The organism is Actinomadura rugatobispora, from assembly GCF_055379765.1.
This window is the reverse complement of the sequence record NZ_AP029191.1, coordinates 10,711,242-10,736,303: the sequence shown is the minus strand read 5'-3', so window position 1 is coordinate 10,736,303 and position 25,062 is coordinate 10,711,242. Positions and strand designations below refer to the sequence as shown.

The window sequence follows — 25,062 nt, the reverse complement described above, 5'->3', positions numbered from 1 at the left end:
TATTATATCAAAACTACAAGTCGCTCTCGGAGGACCACATGACCCGTTACGCGTCGATGCCGGGCCTGGACGTCGAGACCGACGACGCCGGCGTGCTCCGGCTCGTCCTGAACGTGCCCGGCAGGCGCAACGCGCTCAACGACACCTCCATGGAGGGCCTGATCGGGACGCTGGAGCTGGCCTCCACCGACGACCGGCTGCGCGCGGTCCTGCTCACCGGGGCGGGCGACGACTTCTGCAGCGGATTCGACATCATCGGGCGGAACAAGCGGGGCGACGACGCCCCCAAGCCCAGGACCGGCAGCATCCAGAGGCGCCTGCCCAACCAGGCCAACCGGCTGATCCCGCTGCTGCTGGAACTCCAGCTCCCGGTGGTGTGCGCGGTGCGCGGCTGGGCCGTGGGGATCGGGGCCCAGCTCGCCCTGGTCTCCGACTTCACGGTCGCCGCCGAGGACGCGGTCTTCTGGTACCCGTTCCTGCGCCGCGGCTTCACGCCCGACTCCGGCAGCACCTGGCTGCTGCCCCGGGTCGTGGGGGCGGGGCGGGCACGCGAACTGCTCATGCTCGACCGCAGGTTCAACGGCGTCGAGGCCGCCGAATGGGGCATCGCGCACCGCGCCGTCCCCTCCGCCGAGGTGGCCGGCACGGCGGAGGAGCTCGTCGCGCGCCTGGCGGCCGGACCGACCGTGGCGCTCGGCCTGACCAAGAGCCTGCTGGCCGCGGCCCCCGGCCACGACCTGCGCCGGCACCTGGCCGACGAGGCCTACGCGATGGAGCTGAGCTCCCGCAGCCCCGACTTCCGCGAGGGCATGAAGGCGTTCGCGGAACGCCGTTCCCCGGACTTCGGCGGGCTGTAGCACCTCCGGCGCGGGCGTCAGGCCCCGGCCCGGTGCAACCCGTCGAAGCTCGCGACGAGTTCGCGCCGCAGCACCTTGCCGATCTCGGTGCGGGGAAAGTCGTCCACGAAGCGCACCGCGACGGGCACCTTGTAGCCCGTGAGGTCCTCGCGGAGGAAGGCCAGCAGCGCGGTCTCCTCCGGACGCTCCGTTCCCGCCGGGCGCACCCAGGCGACGGGCACCTCGCCCAGCCGGGCGTCCGGCACACCCGCGACGCAGGCGTCGGCGACCGCCGGATGGCGGCGCAGCACGGCCTCCACCTCCTGCGGGACGACCTTGAGCCCGCCGCGGTTGATCATGTCGGAGACCCGGCCCTCGATCCACAGGAAGCCCTCGGCGTCCAGGCGGCCCAGGTCACCGGTGCGCAGGAAGCCGTCGACGATCCGGTCGGGCGCCAGGTCGGCCTCGTGCGCGAAGGGCGACCTGATCCAGATCTCGCCGGTCTCGTCCGGCGGGACCTCGCGGCGCTCCTCGTCCAGGATGCGGATCTCGACGTTCGGATGGGCACGGCCGACCGCGCCCAGTTTGGACGCGCCGAACTCGCGGGTGTCGGAGGCGGTCCAGCCGACGACCTCGCCGCCCAGCTCCGTCTGGCCGTAGGAGTTCAGCACGTCCACGCCGAACCGCTCCCGGAAACGCCGGGCCTGGTCGGGGGGCAGGGGCGCGGTCACCGAGCGGACGAACCGCAGCCCGCCGAGGTCCCGCACGCGGGGATCCTCGATGAGCATCGCCATCATCGCGGGCGCCAGGATCGTCGACCTGAGGCTGAAGCGCCCCACCAGCTCGGCGTAGTCGACGGGGTCGAACCGGTCCATGAGCACCACGGGCGCGCCGAGGCGGAAGGAGAAGAGGGTGTTCCAGGCACCCGCCCAGAGGGCCTGCGAGGTGGGGATGAGGTTGGGCATCGGCGGGCGGCCGCCGTTCTTGGCCTTGCCGCCGCGGAGTTTGGCGATGACGGTGTCGATGCCGTCACCGACGCCCCGGTGGCTGAGCACGATGGGCTTGGACTCCCCGGTGGTGCCGGAGGTCCGCATGATCACCGCCTCGTCCTCGCCGAACCGGCGTCCCGTCGGCGGTCTCGCCGGACGCGGGGAGGCCCACCGCCCGGGCGCCTCCTCCACCAGCAGCCCGATCCCCTCCGGCACCCGCCCGGCCTGGGCCGGGCCGGCCACGACCACCGCCGGTTCCGTGGCCAGCAGCTGGGCGCGCACCTCGGCGTCGGTGAGCCGGGCGTTGACCGGGACGTAGACGCCCCCGGCCAGCCAGGTCGCGAACATCGTGGTGATCGCGCGCACGCCGTCGTCCACCAGGCAGGCGACGGGCTGCCCGGCCACCTGCCCGAGACGCCCGGCCAGCACCTTCACCGCCGCGATGAGCGCGCCGCGCGTGAGCGAGCCGTCCTTGCGGTGCAGGATCGGCGTGTCGGCGGGATCCTCGTGGTCCAGCAGGAAGGCCGCCAGGCCGCCGTCCCGCAAAGCCCGCGTCGTTTCAGTCACGTCCTCCGCCTTTCAGAGCGCGGTCTGCGCGGTCAGGGTGTGCCGCTATGGATATCAAATATAATCTATGCAGAGGTGGGGCCACAGACTACCCGGAGGCGGTCGAGAATGAGCGAGACCCTGCTGGTCGAGCGGCACGGGCCCGTCGGCTGGCTGATCTTCAACCGGCCCCGGACGGGCAACGCCATGGACGCCGCCATGATGGCCGCGCTCCCCCGGGCCTGGCGTGAACTGGACGCCGATCCCGCGGTCCGCGTGATCGTTGTCACCGGGGCCGGCAAGGCCTTCCAGACGGGTCTGGACGTCGTCCAGCTCAACCGGGATCCGGACGCGCTGCGCGAGATGTCCCGCCGGACGAAGCGGGCCGACCTCCAGCTGACGGCCTGGCATCTGGGCGTCGCCAAGCCCGTGGTCACCGCCGTCAACGGCGTCTGCGCCGGAGGCGGCCTCCACTTCGTGGTCGACTCGGATGTCGTCATCGCCTCGGCCACGGCCTCCTTCCTCGACCCCCATGTCTCGGTGGGCCAGGTCAGCGCGTTCGAGACCATCGGCCTGGCCCGTCGCGCCGCCTTCTCCCCCGTCGCGCGCATGGCCCTGATGGGCGCCCACGAGCGCGTCACCGCCTCCGAAGCGCTGCGTCTGGGCTGGGTGAGCGAGGTCGTCGAGCCCGGTGACCTGCGTCCCGCCGCCCAGCGCCTGGCCGAGCGGATCGCCCAGAACGATCCCGAGGCCGTCGCGGCCACCAAGCGCGCCCTCTGGCGCGCCCTGGAGACCGGGCTGGGCGAAGCGCGGGGAACGCGGCGATGACCCGTCCCCACCTCGGCCGCACGCCGAGCGAGGCGAAAGGAAACAGCAGATGAGCGAGCTTGCGTCCCTGGCCGAGTGCCGCGACGAAGAGCAGGTGCGCGACGCCGTCACCGCCTGGGTGGCCCGCGAAGTGCCCGCGGCCTGGCGGGAGGCGGGTGAGCGGGGCGGGCCCGGCCTGGTGCGCACCGTGCGGACGCCGCAGGAGTACCGGGCGTGGTACCCGGCCCTCGCCCGCAGCGGGCTGGTCGTGCCGCAGTGGCCGGTGGAGTACGGGGGCCTGGACTGGTCGCGGCGGCTGGCGCAGACGGCGGAGCGGATCCTGGCGCCCTACCACCTGCCGCGGCTGAACCCGCTGGGGCTGAACCTGACGGCGGCGGCGCTGTTCGCGCACGGCACGCACGAGCAGCGGCTGCGGTTCCTGCCGAAGATCGTCTCCAACGAAGAGGTCTGGTGCCAGCTCTTCAGCGAACCGGGGGCGGGCAGCGACCTGGCCTCCCTGGCCACCCGGGCCGAGCGGGACGGCGACGGGTGGCGCGTCACCGGGCAGAAGGTGTGGACGACCTGGGCCCACATGGCCGACTTCGGCGTCCTGCTGGCCCGCACCGACCCGGACGTCCCCAAGCGCGAGGGGATCACCTACTTCCTCATCGACCTGCGCCAGCCCGGCGTGGACGTCCGCCCGCTGCCGCACATCGGCGGTGAGGTCGACTTCAACGAGGTCTTCCTCGACGGCGCGGTCGTGCCCGACTCCCAGCGGATCGGCGCGGTGAACGACGGCTGGCGGGTGGCGCGGGCCACGCTCAGCGGGGAGCGGCAGATGGTCTCCGGCTCCGGCTCCGGGGGCGTCGACCGGATCGGCGGGGCGGGCAGCCGCAGGCTCATCGGCCTCGCCCGCGAGCGCTCCGCGCGGGGTCTCCCCCACGGCTGGGACGACGGCGGCGTCCGGCACGAGCTCGTCCGGCTGTGGTGCGAGGAGCAGATCCGCCGCTGGACGAACATGCGCGTCCGGGCCGGGCTCAAGGCGGGGCTGCCGCCGGGTCCGGAGAGCTCCGTCGGCAAGGTCCACGGCTCGGAGCTCAACCAGCGCATGCAGGCCGCGGCGGCGCGGATGCTCGGGCTGGGCGCCACCGCCTGGGAGAGCGGCTCGGACGCGTCCGACGCGCTGGCCGCCTACACCGAGCACATGCCGGCCGAAGTGCGGGGCATGCTGCGCAGCCGCGCCAACACCATCGAGGGCGGCACCAGCGAGGTCAACAAGAACATCCTCGCCGAGCGGGTGCTCGGGCTGCCCAAGGAGCCCGACCCGTGGCAGGGCCGCCCCTGGCGCGAGGTCCCCCGCGGCTGAGGCGTACCCGGCCCCTGGGCGGGTCGGCCGGCGGTGGAGTGCTTCCGCGCACCACCGCCGGCCGGTCGCTCGTTCTCCGGATGGAGATCTTCCCTCGCGATGCTCAGCCGAGGTAGGCGGCGCGGACGGCCGGGTTCTCGTGGATCTCGGCCGGGGTGCCGTCGGCGATGACCTCGCCCAGGTTGAGGACGACGATGCGTTCGCAGGTGTCCATGACGAAGCCGACGTCGTGCTCGACCAGGAGGATCGTGATGCCCAGGCCCGCGATCACCTCGGCGAAACGCGTGCTCTGGTCGGCGTCCAGCCCGGAGGTGGGCTCGTCCAGCAGTAGGACGGACGGGGTGTCCACGATGGCCCGCGCCAGTTCGACCATGCGGCGCCTGCCGATCGGCAGGTCAGCGGCGTAGGCGTCCGCCAGGTCCGCCAGGCCGCACTGCTCGAGGACCTCGCGGGCCCGCTCGCGCCGATCGCGTTCCCTGCTTCTGCGGGAGGGCAGCGCGAAGAGGTCCCCGGCGAGCCCTCCCCCGCCGCCGCGCCACTCCAACGCGGCGAGCACGTTGTCCAGCACGGTCAGGCGGCCGAACACCTGGGGCCGCTGGAACGTCCGGCGCACCCCCAGGCGCGAGCGGCCCAGGGCGCCGGTCGCCGTCACGTCCGCGCCGTGCAGGCCCACCGACCCCTGGGTGGGACGGCGCAGACCCGTCACCACGTCGAAGAGGGTCGTCTTGCCGGCACCGTTCGGGCCGATGACGCCGACGGTGCCGCCCGCCGTCACCGAGAAGGTCACCTCGTTCAGGGCACGGATGCCGCCGAAGCTGACGCCCACTCCCTTCACCTCGATCGCCGTGGCGGTCTCCGTCATCGCGCTCTCGGTCATCGGGTGGCCTCCAGGGATCCCAGATAGGCGTTCGTCAGCAGGCCGTCGTCGACCTCGGACCGGGCTCCGCTCCACACGACACGGCCGAGCCGCATGAACGCGACGGTGTCGGCCAGCGCGAGGACCTCGTCGGCCTTCTCCTCGACCACCAGCAGGGCGACCCCTTCGCGCCGCAGTTCGTCGAAGATCTCGAAGATCTGCTCGACGATCAGCGGCGCGAGCCCCAGCGAGGGCTCGTCGGCGATGAGGACGCGCGGCGGCCGCACCAGCGCGGGCGCCAGCGCGAGGATCTGCTGCTCGCCGCCGGAGAGCGCGCCGGCGTCGACGGTACGGCGCCCGGCCAGTGCGGGAAGCCGGTCGTAGACGTCCGCGCGGGCCGGCTCCGGCAGGCGGAGCGCGAGGTTCTCCTCGACGGTCAGACCGGGGAACACGCCGCGTCCCTCGGGCGCGAGGAACACTCCCGAGTTCGCCCGGCGGTGCGCGGGAAGCCCGGTGACGTCGGCGCCGTCGACGTACACCCATCCCGCGGCCAGCGGCACGAGACCGGCGGCGGCCAGGCACGTCGTGGACTTCCCCGCGCCGTTGGCGCCGAGCAGCGCCACCACCTGCCCGGACGGTACGGCCAGGTCGACGCCGCGCAGCACCGTCGCGTCGCCGTACCCGGCCACCGCGCTCTCCAGGCGCAGGGCCTCCGTGGCCGGGGGCCGTTCCTCCCGCGCGGCCGGCGCCCGCTCCCGGACGGTGAGGACCTCCCGCTCCGGCTTGCCGGCTGGTGCGGACTCGTCGGCCCGAAGGGGCGATTCGGCGCTCTCCTCCGCCATGGCCTTGGCCCGCTCCGCCTTCTCCCGCCTGCGGCGCCGCAGGTAGCGCTGCTCGGCGACCTGGGAGAGCGCCCCGTCCGGGTGCATGGCCAGCGCGATGCCGCCCAGACCGAACAGGATCTGCCCCAGGTGCTGGGAGTCGGTGAAGGTGTGCAGGAGCTCCGGCACGAACACCATGAACAGCCCGGCGAGGACCGCGCCGGCCACGCGCCGCACGCCCTGCACCACGACGACCGCCAGCCAGACGAAGCCGACGGAGGCCGGCAGGTCGGTGATGGTGATCATCCTGTTGAAGAGGCCGAACAGCACCCCGCCGAGCCCGGCGACCGCCGCGGCGAGGACGAACAGAGTGATCTTCGCCCGGGTCGCCGAGATGCCGATGACCTGGGCCGCCGAGGGCGCCGACCGCACCGCGAGAATGGCCCGTCCGGACGCCGAGTGCTCCAGGTTGCGGATGAGCAGGCCGACCAGCCCGATCAGCAGCAACAGCAGGACCACCCGGGTCCGCGGATCGTCGGTGTCGGTGAAGCCCAGGGAGAGCGCGGGCAGCTGCCAGCCGAGCGTCCCGTTGCCGAAGGCGTCGATCTGGAAGAGCACCTGGTCGGCGAGCAGCGCCAGGGCGAGGGTGGCCAGTGTCAGCACCTTGCCGCCGAGCCGCAGCGCGGGCAGCGCCACGACGACTCCGGCCGCGGTCGCCGCCAGGATTCCCAGGACGATCGCGGGCCCGAGGGGCAGCCCCCTGTCGAGCGCGAGCCCGACGGTGAGCGCGGCCATCGTGGCGAAGGCGGCCTGGGCCAGGTTGACCATCCCGCCGATGCCGGTGACGACGACGAACGAGCAGAAGATCAGGGCGAACAGCAGGCCCTGGGAGACCACGCCGACCCAGTAGGGGTCGGCCACCGTGAACATCCACACGAGCAGCACCGCGAGCGACAGCCCCCACGGCAGGACCCGCCGCCACCTGGGCAGGTCGGCGAGGTAGTCGGGCGGCGGAGGATCCTCGGCGATGGAGCCGGCCACCCGGCCGCGGGACCGGTTGAGGATGATCAGGCCGACGAACAGCAGGATGACCGGCACCGCCGTCCGGATGCCCGTGACGTCGGCGGCGAAGTCCCCGTACCCGGCGACGAGGTTCTGCAGGACGCCGAGCGCGAGGCCGGCCGCGAACGTCACCGGGATCGAGACCAGGCGGCCGAACACCGCGGCGGTCGCGGAGGTGAACAGCAGGACGAGGAACGCCGGGGAGTCCAGGCCCACGACGGGCACGATGAGCACGCCCGCCACCGCCGCCAGCGTCGAGCCGAGCATCCACGCCTGGGCCGACGCGCGGTCGACGTCGACGCCCCGCAGTTCGGCCAGCGTCCGGCGGTCGACGGCGGCGCGCATGCGCAGCCCGAGCGGGGTGTGGCGCATCAGCGCCCACAGCAGCGCCGCCACCAGCGCCGCGACCGTGAAGGTGATGAGCTGGTCGGAGTCCAGGCTGACACCGGCCGGCTCCCAGGTCTCGACCGGCCGCGGGCCCAGCCCGCGCGCCGCCCCGCCTTCGACGGCTCCGGGCAGGTCGGCGCCGAACCCCTGGTTGAGCAGGTCGATGAGCCCCAGGCCCAGGGCGGGCAGCGCGATGGTCAGGCCGATCGTCGCGACGATCTGCGCGGTCTCGCCGGCCGCCGCCAGCCGCCGGAACATCACCTTGTGCAGCAGGCCGCCCAGCAGCGGCCCGGCGGCCACCACCGCGACCGGCCCGGCGATCCAGGTCGGCCAGCCGGCACCCGCGGTGAGCTCGAAGAAGAGCAGCGCGGAGGTGAAGCCGATGGCCCCGTGGGCGAAGTTGAACACGCCCGTCGTGGCGTAGGTGAGGGTGAGGCCCGAGCCCATGAGCGCGAAGACCGCCCCGGTCACCAGGCCGCTGAGGACATAGCCAAGGAATTCCGTCATACATCAGTCCCGGGGTGCGGCCCGCCGCGGCGCCCGTCCGTCTCGGGGACGGCGCCGCGGCGGGTGGCAGACGTTGGGTGGGTCAGTTGACCTCGGAGCACCTCAGGTGCTGGGCGACGACGAACTTGCCGCCTTGGACGCGGACCAGCGAACCGCAGCCGTTGGAGGCGGTCTTGTTCTTGGGGTAGGAGACCCTGCCGAAGCCGGGGTTCTCGTAGGAGAAGTTCTGGGACGCCTTGATGAAGCTCTCGCGGGTCAGGTCCTTGCCCGTCTTCTCCAGCATCGCGAGGAAGACGTCCGCCGACCAGTAGCCGGTGGCCATGTGCTGGCTGAACACCAGCTCCTTACCGCCGGCGGCCTTCTGGAGGTCCGCCTTCATCTTCACGACCTCCGCGATGCCGGACTCGAACGGTTCCAGTTGCGGGGCGGCGTAGACGCCTTCGAGCGCCGCGACGCTCTGCGGGTCGGCCAGCACCTTGGGGTCGTAGCTGGTCGCGTCGCTGATGGCGCCCTTGTACCCGGCCTTCTTCAGCGCCGTGTAGAAGCCGCCGTTGTGCTTGACGCCCGACATGATGGAGACGACGACGTCCGGCCATCCACCGTCGGCGCTGGTCTTCACCTTGTTGATGAAGGGCAGCCAGTCCTGCGGGGGCGCTCCGGCCGGGACCGAGGTGGAGGTCCCGACGACCTTGAACCCGGCGTCCTGGAAGGCGGTCCCGATGGTCGCCGTGCCGACCTTGCTGGAGGCGGTGTCGGTGCCCTGCATCCAGACGGTCTTGTCCTTGCCGCCGATCGCCGCCCCGACCTGGTCCGGCCACCAGGGCGCGAGCTTGGTCCCGGGCTTGGGCGTCAGGCAGCCGTTGAAGCCGAAGGCGGTGGACAGCCCGCACTGGGCCGGGCTCGTCACCCAGCCGACCCACGGCACCTTCCGCTGCTCCAGGTATTCCATCCCGTTGAACCCCGGCGCGCTGACCGGGACGATGGCGAAGACCCGGTCCTTCTCGACCTGCCGGCGGACTACGGTCATCCCCGTCGCGGGATCCATCGTGGCGTCCCCGGCCCCGATGAACTCGATCTTCCGGCCGTGCACGCCGCCCTCGGCGTTGGCCCGGTCGAACCGGGCCTTCGCGCCGAGCTCCGCCTCGGCCGAGGAGTAGCCGATGGGGCTGGTCTTGGTCAGGAGGCCGGCGACCTTGATGGTCTTGCCGGTCACGCCCTGGGACGCCGCGCCCCCGGACGTGGATCCGCCCTCGCTGGCACACGCCGTCAGCAGGGAGAGCGCGCCCAGGGCGATGGTGATCTTAGATGTTCTTCCGGCGAAGAACGAAGGCATTGTCAATCTCCGACACGCCAAGCGACCGTCCGAATCCGACGATCGGGTGTGAGCTGCGCCTCATCGCGAAGGCTGCCACACCACGACCAGGTCGTGCAATACCTCGGCAAGAGAGGGCTTCAGACAGAAAAAATGTGCCCGCAGACAGCACTGAGCGACGATAACGCACTCAGTGGCAGGTCAGCGGACACTTCATAGCGAAGTCAGTTCGCACCGACGGCGCGGGCTCAGAACCGTGCGAGCTTCATCCTGGAACGCGCCAAGTTCGTGCCGCCCCACCTCCGGATCGCCCGACAGGCGCAGGGCCGGAGTCTCCGGTGGGTGGGGCGGCGACGCGTGGATGTCTATCACATCAAGTTTATTATATACGATCTATATCGTCCTGCAAGGCCACTGCATCGGCGGCGTCGACCCGCGACTCCTCCGAGGAGGCTCCCTTCCAGAACCACTCTGGTATTGAATAATATATTAGATCCGTCGGATGAGATCAGGTGAAGACGATGCAGACGGTCGGCCCGGACTCCCTGGTGACTCCCGTTCGCGCTCGTGAAGGGCGGACCCGGTGAGCCGGCTCCGCGTGGTGCAGTGGACCACTGGCAGGACCGGATCCGCCGCCGTGCGCGGCATGGCGGGACACCCCGCGTTGGAGATCGTGGGCTGTTACGCCCATTCGCCGGAGAAGGTCGGGCAGGACGTGGGGACGCTCGCTGGGCTCTCCCCCATCGGCGTCACCGCGACCGACGACGTGGACGCGCTGCTGGCGCTGCGTCCCGACTGCGTGGCCTACATGCCCTTCCGGCCGGACTTCGACCATGTCGTCCGCATCCTGGAGTCCGGCGCGAACATCGTCACGACGATGTACATGCTGGCGGGAGACGGCTACGGCGAGAACGTCCGTGACCGCGTCGAGGACGCCGCCCGGCGCGGGAACTCCTCGCTGTACGCCGGCGGCGTCTACCCCGGCCATGCGCCCATGGTCGCCCTGGCCGCCAGTGCCATGTGCACCCGCGTCGACCGGATCTCCGTCCTGGAGTCGCTCGACATGAGCGGCTACCGCAACGAGCGGATGTTCCGCGCCATGGGCATCGGCCGCGATCCCGGGGACCCCGCGGTGCCCGCCATGATCGAGGCCAACTGCGGCTCGTTCAAGGACCAGATCCGGGTGATGGCGCACGCCCTGTCCGTCGACCTCGACGAGATCGGCTTCACCGCCGAGTTCGGGGCGGCCGACCGGGACACCGACTTCGGCTTCATGAGCGTGCGCAAGGGTCAGATCGCCGGTTTCAAGGGCACCGTCGCCGGAATCCGCGCGGGGCGTTCGCTCATCGAGTGCCAGTTCGTCTGGAAGCTCGGGCACGACATGACCCCGAACTGGCCCGTCCAGGACGGCTACGTCCTGACGATCGAAGGCGAGCCCGGAGTCCAGGTCCGGCTGCAACCGCTCGGACCCCACTTCGACGGCGCCGCGACCACCGCCATGCCGGCCGTCAACGCGATCGAGCAGGTGGTGGCGGCCCCCGCCGGCATCGTCAACCGCATGGAACTGCCCTTCGTGAGAGGCGCCGGCCTTCTCACCCCGTGAGAAGCCGTGCGACGGCCTGCTCGTCGTCGTGGTCACCGCCGATGGCGAGCAGGGCGCCGCCGTGATCGTGGAGGTCAGGCGGCGACCGCGCTCAACGCGGAACCAGGCCGCCGTCGGCGAGAAGGGTCTGGCCGGTGACGAAGCTGGAGGCGTCCGAGGCCAGGAACAGCGCCGGGCCGACCATCTCGTCCGGGTCCGCCAGGCGCTTCTGCAGGCTGGCGCCGGCCATCTGGTCCTGCACCTCGGAGGGGTTGTTGCGCATCATGTCGGTGTCGACGGAGCCGGGGGCCAGGGCGTTGACGCGGATGCCGCGCGGGGCGAACTCCGCGGCCATGGACCGGGTGTAGGCGATCATGGCGGCCTTGGCGGCGGCGTACATCGACACGTAGGGCGAGAACAGGAAGGCCCCGGCGGAGACGACGTTGACGACCGAGGCGTGCGGGCTCTCGGCGAGGTGGTCGAGCGCGCGCTGCACGAGGAAGACGGGACCGCGGACGTTGACCTCCTGGGACTTGGCGAACGCCTCCGGGGTGAAGGCGCCGAGCGGCTGCGCCAGCGCGTTGGCCGCGTTGTTGACCAGAATGTCGAGCCCGCCGAACGTCTCGACCGTCCGCGTGACGAGGATGTCCAGGTCGCCCAGGTCTCCCAGGTGCGTGGGAACGCCCAGGGCGGATCCGCCCATCGCCTTCAGATGGGCCTCGGTCTCGGCGCAGGCATCGGGCTTGCGGCTGGCCACGACGACGCTCGCCCCGGCGGCGACGAATCCCTCGGCCACGGCGCGCCCGATGCCGCGGGTCCCTCCGGTGACGATCGCGACCCGCCCGGTCAGGTCGAACAACGAGCGCAGCTTCCCAGCGTCCATGACGCCCTCCCAACAGGCTTCTGAGCTTCCCAGGCGCCGCCCGCCGAGGCTCGGCACGCAGAGGGAACGGACAGGTAAATATATAATATTAACTCCTCCACCGCCACGATATAGGATACTCTCTCCTGTAATTGCGGACGAGGATGGAGGCGGCATGCGAGCTGCCGTGCTGCGAGGCGGGATCGTCCAGGCCCGTGAGACGGACGATCCGGTGCCGGGTCCGGGGCAGGTGCTGGTGCGCTCACTGGCGTGCGGTATCTGCGCGTCGGACATCCACTTCATGGACCATCCCGAAGGGGACGCCGACGACGACAGCGGCCTGTCCCGCTACGACGCGGACGCCGACATCGTCATGGGGCACGAGTTCTGCGCCGAGGTCGTCGACTACGGCCCCAAGACGCGGCGCCGCTGGGCGACCGGGACGCGGGTGAGCTCGATCCCGGCGCTCGCGGTGCGGGACGGCGTGCGGATCATCGGCCAGAGCCCGGAAGCGCCCGGCGGGTTCGGCGAGTACTTCCTGCTGACGGAGGCCATGGCTCAGGTGGTGCCGACCGATCTGCCCAGCGAGCTGGTGTCGATCGCCGACGCGATCACCGTCGGCTGGTCGTACGCCACGCGGGCGGCGGTGACGGCCGGGGAGGTGCCCCTGGTCATCGGCTGCGGCGCCATCGGGCTGTCGGCCGTGGCGTCGCTGAGGCGGCTCGGGGCCGGCCCGATCGTCGCGGTGGACTTCGTCGCCTCGCGCCGCGAGACCGCGAAGGCCATGGGAGCCGACGTGGTGATCGATCCGGCCGAGCTGTCGCCGTACGAGGCGTGGCGGGACCTGGCCTACGGCTCGCCCGAGCCGGTCCGCGACATGATGGGGCTGCTCGACCTGCCCGGATGCGTCGTGTTCGAGTGCGTGGGCGTGCCCGGCGTGCTCGACTCCATCATCAGGGGCTGCGAGCGCGGCACCCGGATCTTCTCCGCCGGCGGCCCGCCGCAGGGCGACCGCCTGCACACGATGGTCGCCAAGCGCAAGGGGCTGAACGTCCAGTTCGGCGGAGGCCCGTCGATGACGCACTGGAACGAGGCGTTCGAGGAGGTCTGCGCGGGCCGGATCGACGTCACGCCGATGTTCGGCCGGACGGTGGACCTCGACGGAGTGCCCCAGGCGATCGAACAGGCACGTGACGCCAACGGTCCCGCCCGCATCATCGTGGTCCCGTGATGCGGGCCGGCATCATCGGCACGGGCGAGATGGGACGGCCGCTGGTCGGCCGTCTTGTCGCGGCCGGGTTCGAGGTCACCGCGTTCGCCCGGCGGCCGGACGTCCGCGCCGAACTGGCCGAGAGCGGGGTGCGCTGCGTCGGCGCGGTCACCGAGCTCGCCGGTGTCGCGGACGTGGTGCTCGTCTATGTCTACAGCGACGAGCAGGTGCGCGAGGTCGTCCTGGAAAGCGGCCTGGCCGACGCGATGGCCGAGGGTTCCCTTCTCGTCGTGCACACGACGGGGAGCCCGCTCACCGTCGAGGCCATCGACGCACGCGTCCGGCCGCGAGGGGTCGGCGTGGTCGACGCCCCTGGCAGCGGCGGGCCCGCGCAGGTCGCCGACGGGTCGCTGACGCTCTTCGCGGGCGGCGACACAGAGCATGTCGAACGCTGCCGGCCGCTCTTCGCCGCCTATGCCGCCCAGGTGGTGCACTTCGGCGCGCTCGGCTCCGGCCAGAAGGTCAAGCTTCTCAACAATCTGCTGTTCGGGGCGCACATCGAGCTCGCCCTGGAGGCCGCGCGTCTGAGCGACTCCTTCGGCATCGACCAGGCCCGGCTGGCGGCCGCACTGCACACCTGCAGCGGGGCCAGCTACGCGCTGGACCTCGTCGCCCAGCTGGGTTCCGCCCAGACGCTCGTGCAGTCGGCCGGACGCTTCGTGCACAAGGACGTGCTGATGGCGCAGAAGGTGGCCGAAGAACTGGACGCGCCGCTGGGCACGATATCGGCGCTCACGGCACCGCTGCTGGAGAAGACCCGCCCCCGCTGAGGTCGCTCGGGCTCCGAGCCCGTGCCCTTCTTCGTCAGATGCCCACGGGCTCGCCGAAGCCGGCGGACCGCGGCCGGACGAGACCGCTCGGCCGGACGAACGGCAGGTCGAGATGGGTGAGGACGCCCGGCGGGGCGTCGACGACCGCGGGTATCGCGTTGATGCCGTTCATCGCGGTCCACACCCGGCCCCAGTACCCCTCGTCGCCGTCGGGGTGCCTGTGCGCCGACTCGAAGTTCATCTCGATGGACGGGTCGCCGTCGAGGACGAGGTTGTACTTGATCGAGCCGTAGCCCCAGTCGGGGTCGAGGTCGTCGTCCATCTTCCAGAAGGTGCGGAAGACCACGAGCGGCCGGTCGTCCACCCACGCCGTCCACACGAACCGCATGCCGCCCACGGTGCCGGCGGGTATGAGACCCGATCTGACGTGGAGGTCGCGCTTGGCCCGGGCGACGTCGTACTCCATGGAGAACCGCTCGACCTCCTTGCCCAGGGCCTCGACGACCATCGTCATCGACTGCTCGAAGATGCGGTGCATCGTCTTGACCAGCGGCCCGGGGTTCTCGACGGCGTCCACCGGGTCGCGCCCGAAGCCGAGCGCCTGCTGCATCGCCTTCGACGGGTGGAGCCGGAAGTCTGCGACCTCGCGGACCTGGATCTGTTCGAGGCGCGTCATGACCCGTGAGCAGACCAGCGGAAGGAGGTCACCGGAGAAGCCGGGGTGGACGCCGGTTCCGTGGAACGAGGATCCACCTTCGCGGCAGGCCGCCCGCAGCGCCTCGAAGTCGGCCTCCGAGGACTTCGTCGGGTAGACGAACCCGACGGGCGTGACGACGTTCGCGCCCGACCTCAGGATGCGGCAGAGCACGTCGACGTCCGCGTGGAGCGGGGCGTAGTGCACGCAGTCCGCGCCGAAGGCGAGGACGGCGGCGATGTCGCCGGTGGCGAGCACTCCCGTGGCGGGGATGCCGGCGAGCTCGCCCGCGTCCTTACCCGTCTTCTCCGGGTTGGTCACGTAGACCCCGGCCAGGTCGAACGCGGGATTGTCCACGAAGTGGCGGATGCCGATCCGGCCGATCGACCCGGTGGCCCACTGCACGACCTGGTATCGCTTCTCGGACATCGGATTCCTTTCGACTCGAGGTGGCCCCACTGGCCGCCGTTGACGGACAGGATCCGATGATCGACCCGCCGCCTTGCCGCTTCATGTGAGGGAGCGCGGACCGGGTGCCGTGGAGCACTCCGAACAAGTGGACCCGCAGCATCTCCTGCAGCGCGGCCTCGTCCAGGTCCGCGACGGATCGCGGTCGTTGATCACACCCGTGCGCCCCCGGCGGCGAAGCGCCGCGCCGCGGCCCTCCCGATGCCGCTCCCCGCGCCGGTGATACGCGGATCCAGCACCAGGAGGAGGCGAGCTCCCTCAAGGTCTCGCCTGCTGCGGTGCCAGCATCTCGCGGTGCTCGGCGGTCCCTTCCAGGTTGGCGTTCACACGCTTCGCGATGCGCCGGCCCTCCGCCGTGCGGACCCAGCGCCAGGTGTTCGCCGACACCCGCGCCACCCAGAACCGGGCGGCCTCGGCCTCGTCGCCGTCCACGACGACGTGCGGGACGGTGAGCACATGATCTCGATCGCGCCGACGACGTCGAACGCGCCGTCCTCGGCGATCACCGCTCGCAGGTCTTCGGACTCGCTCACCCGCGTCCCTCCATTTATAGGATAGGGCTTCCTGTATTACGGCCTGGGACCGTATCATCGCCCCATGGCAGACGACCAGGCCGTCCGGTCACCGGGCCGCCCCCGGGACACCAGTATCGACACCCGGGTCCTCGACGCCGCCCGGCGGCTGCTCGATGAGCAGGGGTTCGAGGCGACCACCGTGCAGGCGATCGCGGCGCGATCCGGCGTCCACGCGTCGGCGATCTACCGCCGCTGGCCGTCGCGCGTCGCGATCATCGAGCAGGCCGTCTTCCCCGGATTCGCCTCGGCCACGGTGCGGCCGACCGGTGACCTGCGCGCCGACCTGCGCCGGTTCATCGGCGTCTACCTGGAGACGATGGGCGCGCCGGCGGCGCGGGCGGCCCTGCCGGGCCTGCTGGCGGCCTACCAGTCGGCCGGACGCGCGCCCGCCCCGGAGACCTGGCTGGCGGTCTCCGCCCGGCCCCAGTTCACCGACATCCTCCGGGCGGCGCCGGAGGGCAGCGTGCACCCGGACGCCAACCCCGACGACGTCTTCGACATGCTCCTCGGCGCCATCGTCGCCAGGATCCTCATCCCGACGGTCATCCAGCGCAACCGGCCGATCGAGCGCCTCGTCGAGATGGTCCTGCGGCTGCTGCCGGCCGAGACCGCAGAGGCGCGGCCATGACCTACGGCTTCATCGGCCTCGGCCACCAGGGGACGCCCATGGCCGAGCGCATGATCTCCGCCGGGCTGCGGCCGTGGCTGTGGGCACGGCGCAAGGAGGTCCTCGACCGCTACGCCGGCGCCGACACCCGTATCGCCTCCTCTCCCGCCGACCTCGGCGCCCACTGCGACGTCATCGGCCTGTGCCTCTACGGCGCCGACGCCACCGACGCGGTGCTGTCCGGCGAGGACGGGCTCATGTCGCGCATCCGCCCCGGCACCGTCCTGGCGATCCACGCCACGGTCGGTCCCGACTACGTCAGGGATCTCGCCGGGCGGGTCGCCGGTCGCGGCGTGCTCGTCGTCGACGCTCCCGTCAGCGGCGGGAACGCCGCGGCCGAAGGCAGGCTGCTCGTCATCACCGGCGGCGACGCGGAGCCCCGTCAACGGTGCGCGCCGATGTTCGCCGCCTACGCCGGGAAGATCGTCCACGTCGGCGGCCTCGGCGCGGCGCAGGCGGCCAAGCTCGTCAACAACACCCTGATGACGGCCATCACGGGGCTGGTGTTCGACGCCTTCGACCTCGGCGACGCGCTCGGCGTCGACCGCACCGGGCTCGGCGACGTCCTCGCCAACGGCTCGGCCGCCAACCCCTCGGTGGGCATCCATCTCGCTTTGGGTGCGGAGCGGTTCTCGATCCGGGCGTGGCCGACCCTGCACAAGGACGTCGCCCTCACCGAGACACTCGGCATCCCGACCCTGCAGCTCACACGGGTCGCCGCCGGGACCATCGCCGACATGGAACGCCGCCGCGCCCACTACGTCGCGTCCCGGTCGCCGACCGAGTGACGGCCCCCGGCCATCGGTGACATGGCCCGTGCCGCCGAGGATCGGCTTCGGCGCCCGGGCTCGGTTCGACGGTCACGATGCCCGGCAAAGGAGGGATCAGTGACCGAGTTTGCGGTGGTCCCAGGAGACGGTCTTGTCGACGTGCAGCTTGACGGCGACCCGCTTGCGGATCATCACTTCGACGAAGGGCCGCATCTCCTCGGTGTAGGGCTGGTGGTAGCGGCTGAAGACGCTGACCCCCACGTCCCAGAGCCGATCGGGATCATCAATGATCTCGGCCCTGCCCACGAGCTCGACACCGCGCAGTTCCTCGTAGCTCTCGCCGTCCTCGACCAGCACGGTCATCCGCGGGTCGCGGGGCAGGTTGACGACCTTCTGGGACTTGGCCTTCGTCTCGAAGGCGACACAGCCGTCGAGAAAGCCGTACTGGAGTGCCGCCCGGGGAGGAACTCGTCGATCTCCGCCTCGGTCATCCTGATCTGAGCGCGCTGCTTGACGCCGCCTCCGGCGATCGCCCTTTCATCGGACATGTCGAGGGTCCCCTCTCATGCTTGGGTCGCATTTTATATATATTATGTATTTGCCCACGTAGACATCGTGGTTCCTGCGGAGTCGGCCCGGTCAGGCGATGTGGGCGGGGAGGGCCTCGATCCCGTGGATGAACGTGCTGCGCAGCGGGACCGGCTCGCCGAACTCGATCTTCGGTATCCGGGTCAGGATCTCGCTGATGATGGCCCGCAACTGGGTCTTGGCGACGTTGTGGCCGAGGCAGAAGTGCGCTCCGCCGCCGCCGAACCCGACGTGCGGGCTCCTGGGCCTGCTCAGGTCGAACTCGTCCGGACGGTCGAACACCGTCTCGTCCCTGTTCCCGGAGCAGTAGAACAGCGCGACCTTGTCGCCCGCCGCGATCTGCGCTCCGCCCAGTTCCGTGTCCCTGGCGGCGGTACGGGTGAACTGCATGACCGGTGTCGCGTGGCGCACGAACTCGTCCACCGCCTGCATGATCCGGCCGTCGAGGTCGGCCAGCAGCCACTCGCGCTGTTCGGGGTGTTCTTGCAGCGAGAGCATCGTCCGCGTCGTCGCCTGTTTCGTCGTGTCGTTGCCGGCGACGCTCATCAGCACCATGAACGCGCCGATGTTCTCGTCGGTCAGCCGGTGTCCGTCGATCTCGGCCCGCACCAGGTTGGTCATCAGGTCGTCGGCCGGATGACGGCGCCGATGGGCGGCCAGATCGGCGCCGACCTGGTAGAGGTGCAGCAACGCGGCGAAGGCGGCCTGGTGGTACTCCTCGCGCGGCAGCCCGGCCGCGTCGCCGCCGCCGACGAGGGTCTCCGCGGCCTGGGTCACCTCTTCGCGCCGGGACTCCGGCACCCCGACGATGTCGGAGACGGTGGTCATCGGAAGCCGGTTGGAACAGGCGTGCACGAAGTCGATGTCGCCGGCACCGATCAGCGAGTCGACGATCGCCGCCGCGTTCCGCTCGATCCGCTCGGTGATCTGCCTGACCGCCCTGGGAGTGAACGCGGCGCTGATCAGAGAGCGGTACCGGGAATGCTCGGGCGGATCCATCGTCAGGATGAAGGTGGCACCGGTGGCCTCTTCCACCGAGACCGGATCGAGCGTCGTCCCGTACCTGGACTGGAACAACTCGCTGTTCCTGCTCACCGCCGTGATGTCCGCCGCACGCGTCACCGCCCAGAAACCCTGCTGGTCGTGCTGGTAGGGAACGTCGATGGGCGGATGCCAGCTCACCGGCGCCTCGGCCCGCAACCGGGCGAACGCCCTGTCCCGTTCGGGGAACGGCAGGGACCAGAAGCGCTGTGAGGAGATGTCGACGTCGGTGGTGAGCGGATGCCGGGTCGCGAAGAGTTCCATGCCTGTCGGCTCCTTGCGGGTCTGATGTTCGGCGCGCGGCAGGACGGTCGACGAGACCGGAATGCTCGGGGCCTCATACGGCCGCCGGGGCCCAGACTGGCGCCAATTTGAACTCGGAGTTCAGTTTTGTCAAGGGCCTCTCCGGGGCGTGGACGCCACGGCCCCTGATGCTCGTGGCCCGGCTTATCCGTGACCGGCGGTTAGAATCACGCCAGTCCAGGTCGCCGCCCCAGTCGAGGACGCTCCATGTCAACGCCCCCAGCGAGCCGGGCCGGCGGCCTCGCCGTCGAGCGCCTGCCCGCTTGGCAACGCGCGCGCTGGCAGCGGATCGTCGAGGCGGCGGGCCGGGTGCTGGCGGAGCAGGACTACGACGACATCCAGATCCGCGATGTCGCGGAGGCGGCCGACGTGGCCAGGGCCACGCTGTACCGGTACTTCTCGTCGAAGGAGCACCTGTACGCCTGCGTCCTCCACGAGTGGTCGACCGCCGGCCGCGACGATCCGGAGTCTCCTTCTCAAGGCCCGGCCGAAGAGCGCGTCCGCGGTTACATCCACACGGTCATCGGCGCCCTCGAACGGCGCCCCCAGTTCTTCAGGGCGCTCATCATCCTGCAGAACGCCTCCGACCCCAACGCCAAGAAGCTCATGGCGGACATCGGCGAAGGTTCGCTGGCGAGGCTGACCGGCCTCTTCGACGTCCTCGGCCCGGGCAGGGCCGAGGACACCGCGATGATGCTCTGGGCCATCATCCACACGCTGACGCTCCGGGCGCTCTTCGGCTCCGGCGAGATGAGCGACGTCCACCGGATCGCCGACCGCTTCATCGACTCCATCGCGTCGGACCTGCGGTAGGGCCCTGCCGCGCCGCCAGTTGAGGACGTTGCCGGCGGGCAGGCCGAGCAGCGTGTCCGCGGACCGGTCCCCTTATGGGCGACCGCTGGTTCTCGTCGGCGACGACGCCCAAGTACGTGCCGTACACCTCGACGTCGAAGCGCACGTCGATCGGCCGCGAGGTCTGCGGGGCAGTGATCTCGACGTTCACGACGTGCGCTGCTCGCGGGCCATCCCTCCCAGAACGGCTGGGTGACCCGGCTGGGGGCGGCGTGCGGCAGCTCACCCCCGCCTGCTCCCCCGTTCGAGCAGAGGCCACACGCGCGCCGGGCACCTGGAGAGAATCCATGGCCGGGGGCCAGTGGCCAAGAAAGACTGAACGTGATTCGGTTAGGCGGGAACACCACCTCTCGGGAGGCGCCGCGTGAGGATCGAGGACTACCCGCACCGGCTCGCCGGGCACTGCGGCTCGGGCGCCCTGCGCGATCTGCTCGACTGGGCCGGACTCGGCTGGGCCGGGCCGCCGAGCGAGCCGCTGGTCTTCGGCCTCAGCGGCGGGCTGGACTTCAAGTTCCTCCAGATCCCGGGCCTGAACCCGCCGATCTATCTGGGCGGCCGCACTCTCGACCTGGAGTTCGATCTCTGCCGCCGCCTGGGCGTGGAGGTCGAGCATCTTGAGACCGACGACCCCGTCCAGGGATGGGGCTGGGTCACCGCCGAACTCGACGCGGGCCGGCCCGTGATGATCTGGGCCGACATCCTCCGGCTCCCCTACCTGCGCGTACGGCTGACCAACACCCGGCACGACATCGTCGTGGTCGGGTACGACGCCGCGGCCGGGGTCGCCTGGGTCGCCGACAACGACCGGGAGGAGATCCAGCAGGTGCCTTTGGAGACGCTCGCCCACGCCCGCGATTCGCGCGGATTCCCGCACCCCAACCGCCATGCCACCTTCCCCATGCGGTTCCCCGAGCGGCTACCCGACCTGCTTCCGCTGGCCCGGGAGGCGGCGGCGCAGGGGGTGGCCAACATGAGCGGCGGGAACTCCGAGTCAGGCGAGCCGCCGCTGGAAATCGCGGGCTACTCCGCCGGCCTGGCGGGCGTACGGGACTTCGCCGCCGAGGTGGCCGGCTGGCCCGAACGGCACGCCCCCGAGACGCTCGCCACCATGTACACGATGGTGCGGATCTGTATCGAGAAGGCCGGCACCGGCGGTGGCCTCTTCCGGCGCCTGCAGGCCGGGTTCTGCCACGACGTCGCCGCCATCACCGGGGACGAGGCATTCCACGAGGCCGGTCGGGCCTGGGCCGCCTGCGCCGAGGCGTGGAGCGCGCTGGCCGCCGCCGCGGGCGCCGCCCAGCCGGACCACGCGGCGATCGCCGATCAGGCGGCCGCCCTCCCGGCACTGGAGGAGCGCGCCACCCGGAAGCTGGCCGCCGCCGCGCCCGAGCCGTCCCACTCGTGAGTCAGACTTACGACATCCCTCGAAGGCATCCCAGCGTCGTCGACCACATCAGCCTCGGTTACGTGGTCTGGTCGGCCGCGGCGCGGAATGCCTGGACGATGTCATGAAGGTGTTCGGCGGCTTCGGCGTCGTCGGCGGGGATACGGAGATTGAGACGCAGGTCGGTGGCCCCGGCTGCGACCAGCGGTGGCACGGCGTCCATGGTGCGTTGAACGTCCAGGAGGCCGTCCGGGCGGGTGCTGGTGGGAATGTGGCCGACGATCTGGAGGTTCGCGGGGTCCCGGCCCTCGTCCGCGAGTGCGTCGCGCAGGCGGGCGATCGCCGTGGGGAGGTCGGCGGCGTCGGGTCCCCAGGGAATCCAGCCGGTGCCGAAGCGTGCCAGGCGTTTTATCACGCGGGGATTGAGGGTGCCGCTGATCCAGATGGGGACGCCGCCCGTCTGGAATGGCTTGGGCATCATGTGGATGTTCTCGAAGTGCAGGTCGGGCGAGGAATAGGTGGCCTGCGTGTCGCGCCAGAGGGTCTGGCAGACCTCGAGCGTTTGGTCGAGCCGGCGTCCTCGATCCTCGAAGTCCAGTCCGGCAGCCTGGTACTCCTCGCGCTGCCAGCCCACTCCGACGCCCAGGTCCAGTCTTCCGCGTGACAGGACGTCCAGGGTCGCGGCGCTTTTGGCCAGGACGACGGGGCGGCGGAGCGCGGCCAGAAGGATGCCCGTGGCCAGCCGGATCCGGGAGGTCATTCCGGCCAGGACCGACAGGGTCGTGAGGGGTTCCAGCCAGTGGCCGTCCGGGCCGGTGGGCTGGCGCCCGCCCGCCTGGCCGCCGAGTTCCGGCCGGGCGTACGCCTCCAGCCGTTCCCCGAAGACCACGTGGTCGGAGACGGACAGCCGGTCGAACCCGGCCTGGTCGAGGAGCCGGGCCTGGCGGAAGAGGTGGTCCCAGCCCCCGGGATCGGTGGCGGAGAAGGAGCGCACGCCGGTCGAGAGCTGGATCCGTGCGCCGGTCATGAGGTCTCCACCTTCTGCTTTGTCCTTCTTCGGATGGGGAGGCGCTCGCGGGCGTGTAGGCCGGTCACCGGGTGTCCGAGAGGCGGCGGGTCTGTTCTCTCAGTACATCGATCATGTGCTGGACGAAGTCGGCGATCGCGGCCTGCTCACGTTCGTCGTACCCGGCGACGACGGCCGCCATCTTCCCGCCCAACTCGGCGAAGGCCGCCGAGACCGCTTCGGGGGCCTCGTGGGTGGCCGCGATGACCGCGCGCCGCCGGTCCCGTGGGTCGTTCTGCCTGCTGACGTGACCCGCGCGCTCCAGCCTGTCCACCAGTCCGGTGACCGCGCCCGGAGTGATACCGGTCAGCTGGCTCAGTTCGCCCGCCGTCATGGGCCCGTGCAGGTCGATCAGCGTCAGGGCGCGCTGGTCGGTGGGGCTCAGCCCCAGGTGCCGTCCCACCGCCTCATGGAAGAAGACGACCGCGGCGCTGAGTTCCCGCCCGAACTTCGCCCCCTGGCCCGCGGTGCTTCCGCTCGACTCCATCCGATCTCCATTGCTTTAGTTGACTGAAATATTTAGTAGACTGAAGGACATGTCACTCTCCCTCCAGGCGCGCACCGCCGTTGAGGTGCCCTCCCAGGCTCTGGGCTTCTACCGCCGCCATCCGGTCCTCATCGTCGGGATCTCGCTGGTCCCCGGCCTGGAGCGGTTCGTATCGGTACAGACGGACCTGCCCGGCCCGCTTCCGGTCGTCATGGAAACGCTGACGCTCCTCGCACGGGTGCTGCTCATCGGACTCATCGTCCGCCTGGCCTTCGGGCGGGAGTCCACCGGAGACTCCGGTCACCCGGCCCGGTTTCTTCGGGAGCGATGGCCGAGCCTGATGCTGCAGGCCGCCATGCTGGGCGGGCTGGTGATGGTCTTCGACGTCATTCCCGAACAGATCATCCGCGACTGGATCCCAAGCGGCGGTGAGGATCTCTACACCGCCGTGCTGCTGCTGATCAAGAATCCCACGGTGATCGCGTTCACCTTCGTGTGGATGGTGCTCGCGGCCCGGCAGGTGGTCACCTACACGCCCGCCGAGCCGGCCGTACACGATCGCCGCCCCCGCACGCCCCAACCATAATCGACGCCTGCGCATCCGGCCTGTCGTCCCGGCAGCACGTTGACGAGGTGGTCCCGCACCAGCGCGCGGCCGGTCGTGGACGCGGCGGCGAGGGCAGGCATTGCCGCCTACGACTGGTGTCGGCAAGCGCGGAACATCGCACCGCTATGACTTCCGCATCCGCGCAGCGGTGGGACGTGAAGGGCCGTCGCGACGAGTCGGGACGGCCGATGACGGCTGCGGATATCCGCGATTCCAGGACGCCGATTCCGGAGCCGTCCAGATCGGCTCCCGGGGGCACGCCGCTGACGACGAGTGGAACTTCACCCCGAGTTCGAGCCTCGCGGCCAAGGGGCCTCCGTCGGGCCGGCCGCCGGGCTGGTTCGTCGGGCTAGGCCCGGACGACCACCACGCTGGTGATCTTGTCGGCGAACGTCTGCTTCTTGGGGTCTCCGAGGGCCAACCACCAGCCCAGTCCGAACAGCGGGTAGTTCAGGAACTGCGCCAGCCGGCGGCCCAGGGCCAGCCCGATGCCGGGCGTTCGGCCGTCGCGGTCGCGAACCGCTCGTATGCCCAGGGCCTTCTTGCCCACGGTCTGCCCGGTCCGGCCCTCGCGGACCAACTGGAACGTCACAGCGGGGATCATGGCGAGGATGCCCGCCCAGCCGAGGATCGCTCCGACGACTTCGCCGCTGTCGCCCGGACTCATGTCATCGATCAGCCCGCCGATGAGGACCAGCAGCCAGAACGGGCCGAAGTTGATCAGAACGTCCAGGAGGAAGGCGCCGGCGCGTTGCGACCAGCCGGCGTACGGCGGATGCTGCGGCACGTGCGGAACCCAGGGCTGCGGCGGCGCATACGCAGCCCCGGGCTGCTGCGGCCGGGTCGGGTGACCGTACGGCGCTTGCGGGGCCTCGTTCATTCCGGTACTCCTCGCCTGTCGCACAGAAAGGGAATTCTGTGACGTCGAATCCGCGGTCTCCGCTGGAAGATTCGCCTGAGTCGTCAGCCGGCCCGCTTCAGGCTGTCGATCATTCCTCCCCAGGCGGGGCCGTCCCAGGAGATGACGAGAGCCGATCCGTCCGGCTTCAGTTTCAGGGTGCCGCGCTTGCGCTCGGCATTCTCCGTGGTGCATTTCAGGGTCAGGACCGGTTCCGCCGTGTCCGCGCCGGTGACCGTTCCGGGACAGGCGAGTTGCCCAGTGGTCCGCACCGTGTCGCCTGTGATCGTGAGCGTCGCGATCGGGCTCTTGTTAATCGGCTTCCAAGTGCCAGCGAGCCCGCCCTTCGGCTCCGCCGTTACGGGCTGCGTCGCCTGGGCGTTCCCTGCCGGGGACTGTGCCGAGGCACCGGCCTTTCCATCGCCGTCATCGCCGCAGCCGGACAGCAGGATGGCGGCCAGCACGAATGCCGTGGCACTCAGCGTCGAACGCATCGTGGGTCGTACCCTTCTTACTCTTTACCCTGGACTACTCTATATCAGCACACGCCAATCAACCTTTGCAAATTGTCCGGCCACAAAGAAGAACAGCTGCCGGTTTGACCGAATCCCCGCCACTACGATATAAATGCAATTTTGCCGGCATTGGTACTCCCGATGGAAATGCGGGCGGGTGGCGGCGGCTCGGCC

The 25,062-nt window shown here is 70.8% G+C and carries 23 protein-coding genes and 2 pseudogenes; 11 read left to right on the top strand and 14 right to left on the bottom strand.

The features are described 5' to 3' along the window. Nucleotides 1-38 precede the first annotated feature (38 nt). On the top strand, nt 39-857 hold the full coding sequence (locus ACZ466_RS47955; protein WP_378281301.1) for an enoyl-CoA hydratase/isomerase family protein: 819 nt from the start codon (nt 39-41) through the stop codon (nt 855-857). A gap of 17 nt (nt 858-874) precedes the next feature. On the opposite strand, the gene ACZ466_RS47950 is transcribed toward ACZ466_RS47955, so the two are convergent. Further along, nucleotides 875-2,392 (bottom strand): class I adenylate-forming enzyme family protein, encoded by a 1,518-nt coding sequence (locus tag ACZ466_RS47950; RefSeq protein WP_378281300.1) that lies wholly within the window; start codon nt 2,390-2,392, stop codon nt 875-877. 108 nt (nt 2,393-2,500) lie between these two features. Between ACZ466_RS47950 and ACZ466_RS47945 the strand changes: the two genes are divergently transcribed. Together ACZ466_RS47945 and ACZ466_RS47940 are read left to right on the top strand one after the other, a co-directional pair. Continuing rightward, a complete protein-coding gene (locus ACZ466_RS47945; RefSeq protein ID WP_378281299.1) occupies nt 2,501-3,199 on the top strand; it encodes an enoyl-CoA hydratase/isomerase family protein in 699 nt (232 codons plus the stop codon). Between the two features lie 49 nt (nt 3,200-3,248). After that, nucleotides 3,249-4,544: an acyl-CoA dehydrogenase family protein gene (locus ACZ466_RS47940; protein WP_378281298.1), complete on the top strand. Its 1,296-nt coding sequence runs from the start codon at nt 3,249-3,251 to the stop codon at nt 4,542-4,544. Between the two features lie 103 nt (nt 4,545-4,647). Here ACZ466_RS47940 and ACZ466_RS47935 read toward each other — a convergent pair whose 3' ends face one another. The 3 genes from ACZ466_RS47935 to ACZ466_RS47925 all read right to left on the bottom strand — a co-directional run bounded on the left by ACZ466_RS47935 (nt 4,648) and on the right by ACZ466_RS47925 (nt 9,390). Next, on the bottom strand, nt 4,648-5,421 hold the full coding sequence (locus tag ACZ466_RS47935; RefSeq protein ID WP_378281297.1) for an ABC transporter ATP-binding protein: 774 nt from the start codon (nt 5,419-5,421) through the stop codon (nt 4,648-4,650). Beyond that, on the bottom strand, nt 5,418-8,177 hold the full coding sequence (locus ACZ466_RS47930; protein ID WP_378281296.1) for an ABC transporter permease subunit: 2,760 nt from the start codon (nt 8,175-8,177) through the stop codon (nt 5,418-5,420). The genes ACZ466_RS47935 and ACZ466_RS47930 overlap by 4 nt, the downstream gene beginning before the upstream one ends. Before the next feature lie 82 nt (nt 8,178-8,259). Continuing rightward, entirely contained in the window at nt 8,260-9,390 is a 1,131-nt protein-coding gene (locus ACZ466_RS47925) for an ABC transporter substrate-binding protein (RefSeq protein ID WP_464041994.1), read from the bottom strand. Nucleotides 9,391-10,072: 682 nt separating this feature from the next. Here ACZ466_RS47925 and ACZ466_RS47920 point away from each other — a divergent pair. After that, entirely contained in the window at nt 10,073-11,092 is a 1,020-nt protein-coding gene (locus tag ACZ466_RS47920; RefSeq protein WP_378281294.1) for an NAD(P)H-dependent amine dehydrogenase family protein, read from the top strand. A 91-nt stretch (nt 11,093-11,183) separates the two neighbouring features. Here ACZ466_RS47920 and ACZ466_RS47915 read toward each other — a convergent pair whose 3' ends face one another. After that, nucleotides 11,184-11,954: an SDR family NAD(P)-dependent oxidoreductase gene (locus ACZ466_RS47915; protein WP_378281293.1), complete on the bottom strand. Its 771-nt coding sequence runs from the start codon at nt 11,952-11,954 to the stop codon at nt 11,184-11,186. 154 nt (nt 11,955-12,108) lie between these two features. Between ACZ466_RS47915 and ACZ466_RS47910 the strand changes: the two genes are divergently transcribed. Together ACZ466_RS47910 and ACZ466_RS47905 are read left to right on the top strand one after the other, a co-directional pair. Continuing rightward, entirely contained in the window at nt 12,109-13,164 is a 1,056-nt protein-coding gene (locus ACZ466_RS47910) for a zinc-binding dehydrogenase (RefSeq protein WP_378281292.1), read from the top strand. Continuing rightward, entirely contained in the window at nt 13,164-13,973 is an 810-nt protein-coding gene (locus ACZ466_RS47905) for an NAD(P)-dependent oxidoreductase (protein WP_378281348.1), read from the top strand. The genes ACZ466_RS47910 and ACZ466_RS47905 overlap by 1 nt, the downstream gene beginning before the upstream one ends. A gap of 34 nt (nt 13,974-14,007) precedes the next feature. Here the strand turns inward: ACZ466_RS47905 and ACZ466_RS47900 are convergent, their stop codons facing one another. The 3 genes and pseudogenes from ACZ466_RS47900 to ACZ466_RS47890 all read right to left on the bottom strand — a co-directional run bounded on the left by ACZ466_RS47900 (nt 14,008) and on the right by ACZ466_RS47890 (nt 15,591). Then, nucleotides 14,008-15,096 carry an NAD(P)H-dependent amine dehydrogenase family protein gene (locus ACZ466_RS47900; protein ID WP_378281291.1) on the bottom strand — a complete coding sequence of 363 codons (1,089 nt, stop codon included), beginning with the start codon at nt 15,094-15,096 and terminating at the stop codon, nt 14,008-14,010. A gap of 64 nt (nt 15,097-15,160) precedes the next feature. Then, nucleotides 15,161-15,397: pseudogene (locus ACZ466_RS47895) on the bottom strand (hypothetical protein); the annotation flags it as partial. After that, nucleotides 15,394-15,591 (bottom strand): hypothetical protein, encoded by a 198-nt coding sequence (locus tag ACZ466_RS47890; protein WP_378281290.1) that lies wholly within the window; start codon nt 15,589-15,591, stop codon nt 15,394-15,396. The gene ACZ466_RS47890 and the pseudogene ACZ466_RS47895, both read right to left, overlap by 4 nt. Nucleotides 15,592-15,732: 141 nt before the next feature. Between ACZ466_RS47890 and ACZ466_RS47885 the strand changes: the two genes are divergently transcribed. Then, nucleotides 15,733-16,338, top strand: a complete 606-nt coding sequence (locus tag ACZ466_RS47885; RefSeq protein ID WP_378281289.1) for a TetR/AcrR family transcriptional regulator — start codon at nt 15,733-15,735, stop codon at nt 16,336-16,338. Then, nucleotides 16,335-17,165, top strand: a complete 831-nt coding sequence (locus tag ACZ466_RS47880) for an NAD(P)-dependent oxidoreductase (RefSeq protein WP_378281288.1) — start codon at nt 16,335-16,337, stop codon at nt 17,163-17,165. The genes ACZ466_RS47885 and ACZ466_RS47880 overlap by 4 nt, the downstream gene beginning before the upstream one ends. Nucleotides 17,166-17,261: 96 nt before the next feature. Here the strand turns inward: ACZ466_RS47880 and ACZ466_RS47875 are convergent. Beyond that, a pseudogene (locus ACZ466_RS47875) lies at nt 17,262-17,576 on the bottom strand (pyridoxamine 5'-phosphate oxidase family protein); the annotation flags it as partial. 210 nt (nt 17,577-17,786) lie between these two features. Next, the gene (locus tag ACZ466_RS47870; RefSeq protein ID WP_378281287.1) at nt 17,787-19,040 is read right to left on the bottom strand and encodes a cytochrome P450; all 1,254 of its coding nucleotides are present in this window, start codon (nt 19,038-19,040) and stop codon (nt 17,787-17,789) included. Between the two features lie 246 nt (nt 19,041-19,286). Here ACZ466_RS47870 and ACZ466_RS47865 point away from each other — a divergent pair, with 246 nt between their 5' ends. Both ACZ466_RS47865 and ACZ466_RS47860 read left to right on the top strand, forming a co-directional pair. Further along, on the top strand, nt 19,287-19,892 hold the full coding sequence (locus ACZ466_RS47865; protein WP_378281286.1) for a TetR/AcrR family transcriptional regulator: 606 nt from the start codon (nt 19,287-19,289) through the stop codon (nt 19,890-19,892). 403 nt (nt 19,893-20,295) lie between these two features. Then, nucleotides 20,296-21,336: a BtrH N-terminal domain-containing protein gene (locus ACZ466_RS47860; protein ID WP_378281285.1), complete on the top strand. Its 1,041-nt coding sequence runs from the start codon at nt 20,296-20,298 to the stop codon at nt 21,334-21,336. 58 nt (nt 21,337-21,394) lie between these two features. Here the strand turns inward: ACZ466_RS47860 and ACZ466_RS47855 are convergent, their stop codons facing one another. Together ACZ466_RS47855 and ACZ466_RS47850 are read right to left on the bottom strand one after the other, a co-directional pair. Further along, nucleotides 21,395-22,342 carry a TIGR03619 family F420-dependent LLM class oxidoreductase gene (locus ACZ466_RS47855; protein WP_378281284.1) on the bottom strand — a complete coding sequence of 316 codons (948 nt, stop codon included), beginning with the start codon at nt 22,340-22,342 and terminating at the stop codon, nt 21,395-21,397. 64 nt (nt 22,343-22,406) lie between these two features. Beyond that, nucleotides 22,407-22,868, bottom strand: a complete 462-nt coding sequence (locus tag ACZ466_RS47850; protein ID WP_378281283.1) for a MarR family winged helix-turn-helix transcriptional regulator — start codon at nt 22,866-22,868, stop codon at nt 22,407-22,409. Between the two features lie 49 nt (nt 22,869-22,917). Between ACZ466_RS47850 and ACZ466_RS47845 the strand changes: the two genes are divergently transcribed. Beyond that, nucleotides 22,918-23,454: a hypothetical protein gene (locus tag ACZ466_RS47845; RefSeq protein ID WP_378281282.1), complete on the top strand. Its 537-nt coding sequence runs from the start codon at nt 22,918-22,920 to the stop codon at nt 23,452-23,454. Between the two features lie 370 nt (nt 23,455-23,824). On the opposite strand, the gene ACZ466_RS47840 is transcribed toward ACZ466_RS47845, so the two are convergent. Beyond that, the gene (locus ACZ466_RS47840) at nt 23,825-24,355 is read right to left on the bottom strand and encodes an RDD family protein (protein ID WP_378281281.1); all 531 of its coding nucleotides are present in this window, start codon (nt 24,353-24,355) and stop codon (nt 23,825-23,827) included. An 83-nt stretch (nt 24,356-24,438) separates the two neighbouring features. Next, complete coding sequence (locus ACZ466_RS47835; RefSeq protein ID WP_378281280.1) at nt 24,439-24,867, bottom strand: hypothetical protein; 429 nt, start codon at nt 24,865-24,867, stop codon at nt 24,439-24,441. Between the last annotated feature and the right edge of the window lie 195 nt (nt 24,868-25,062).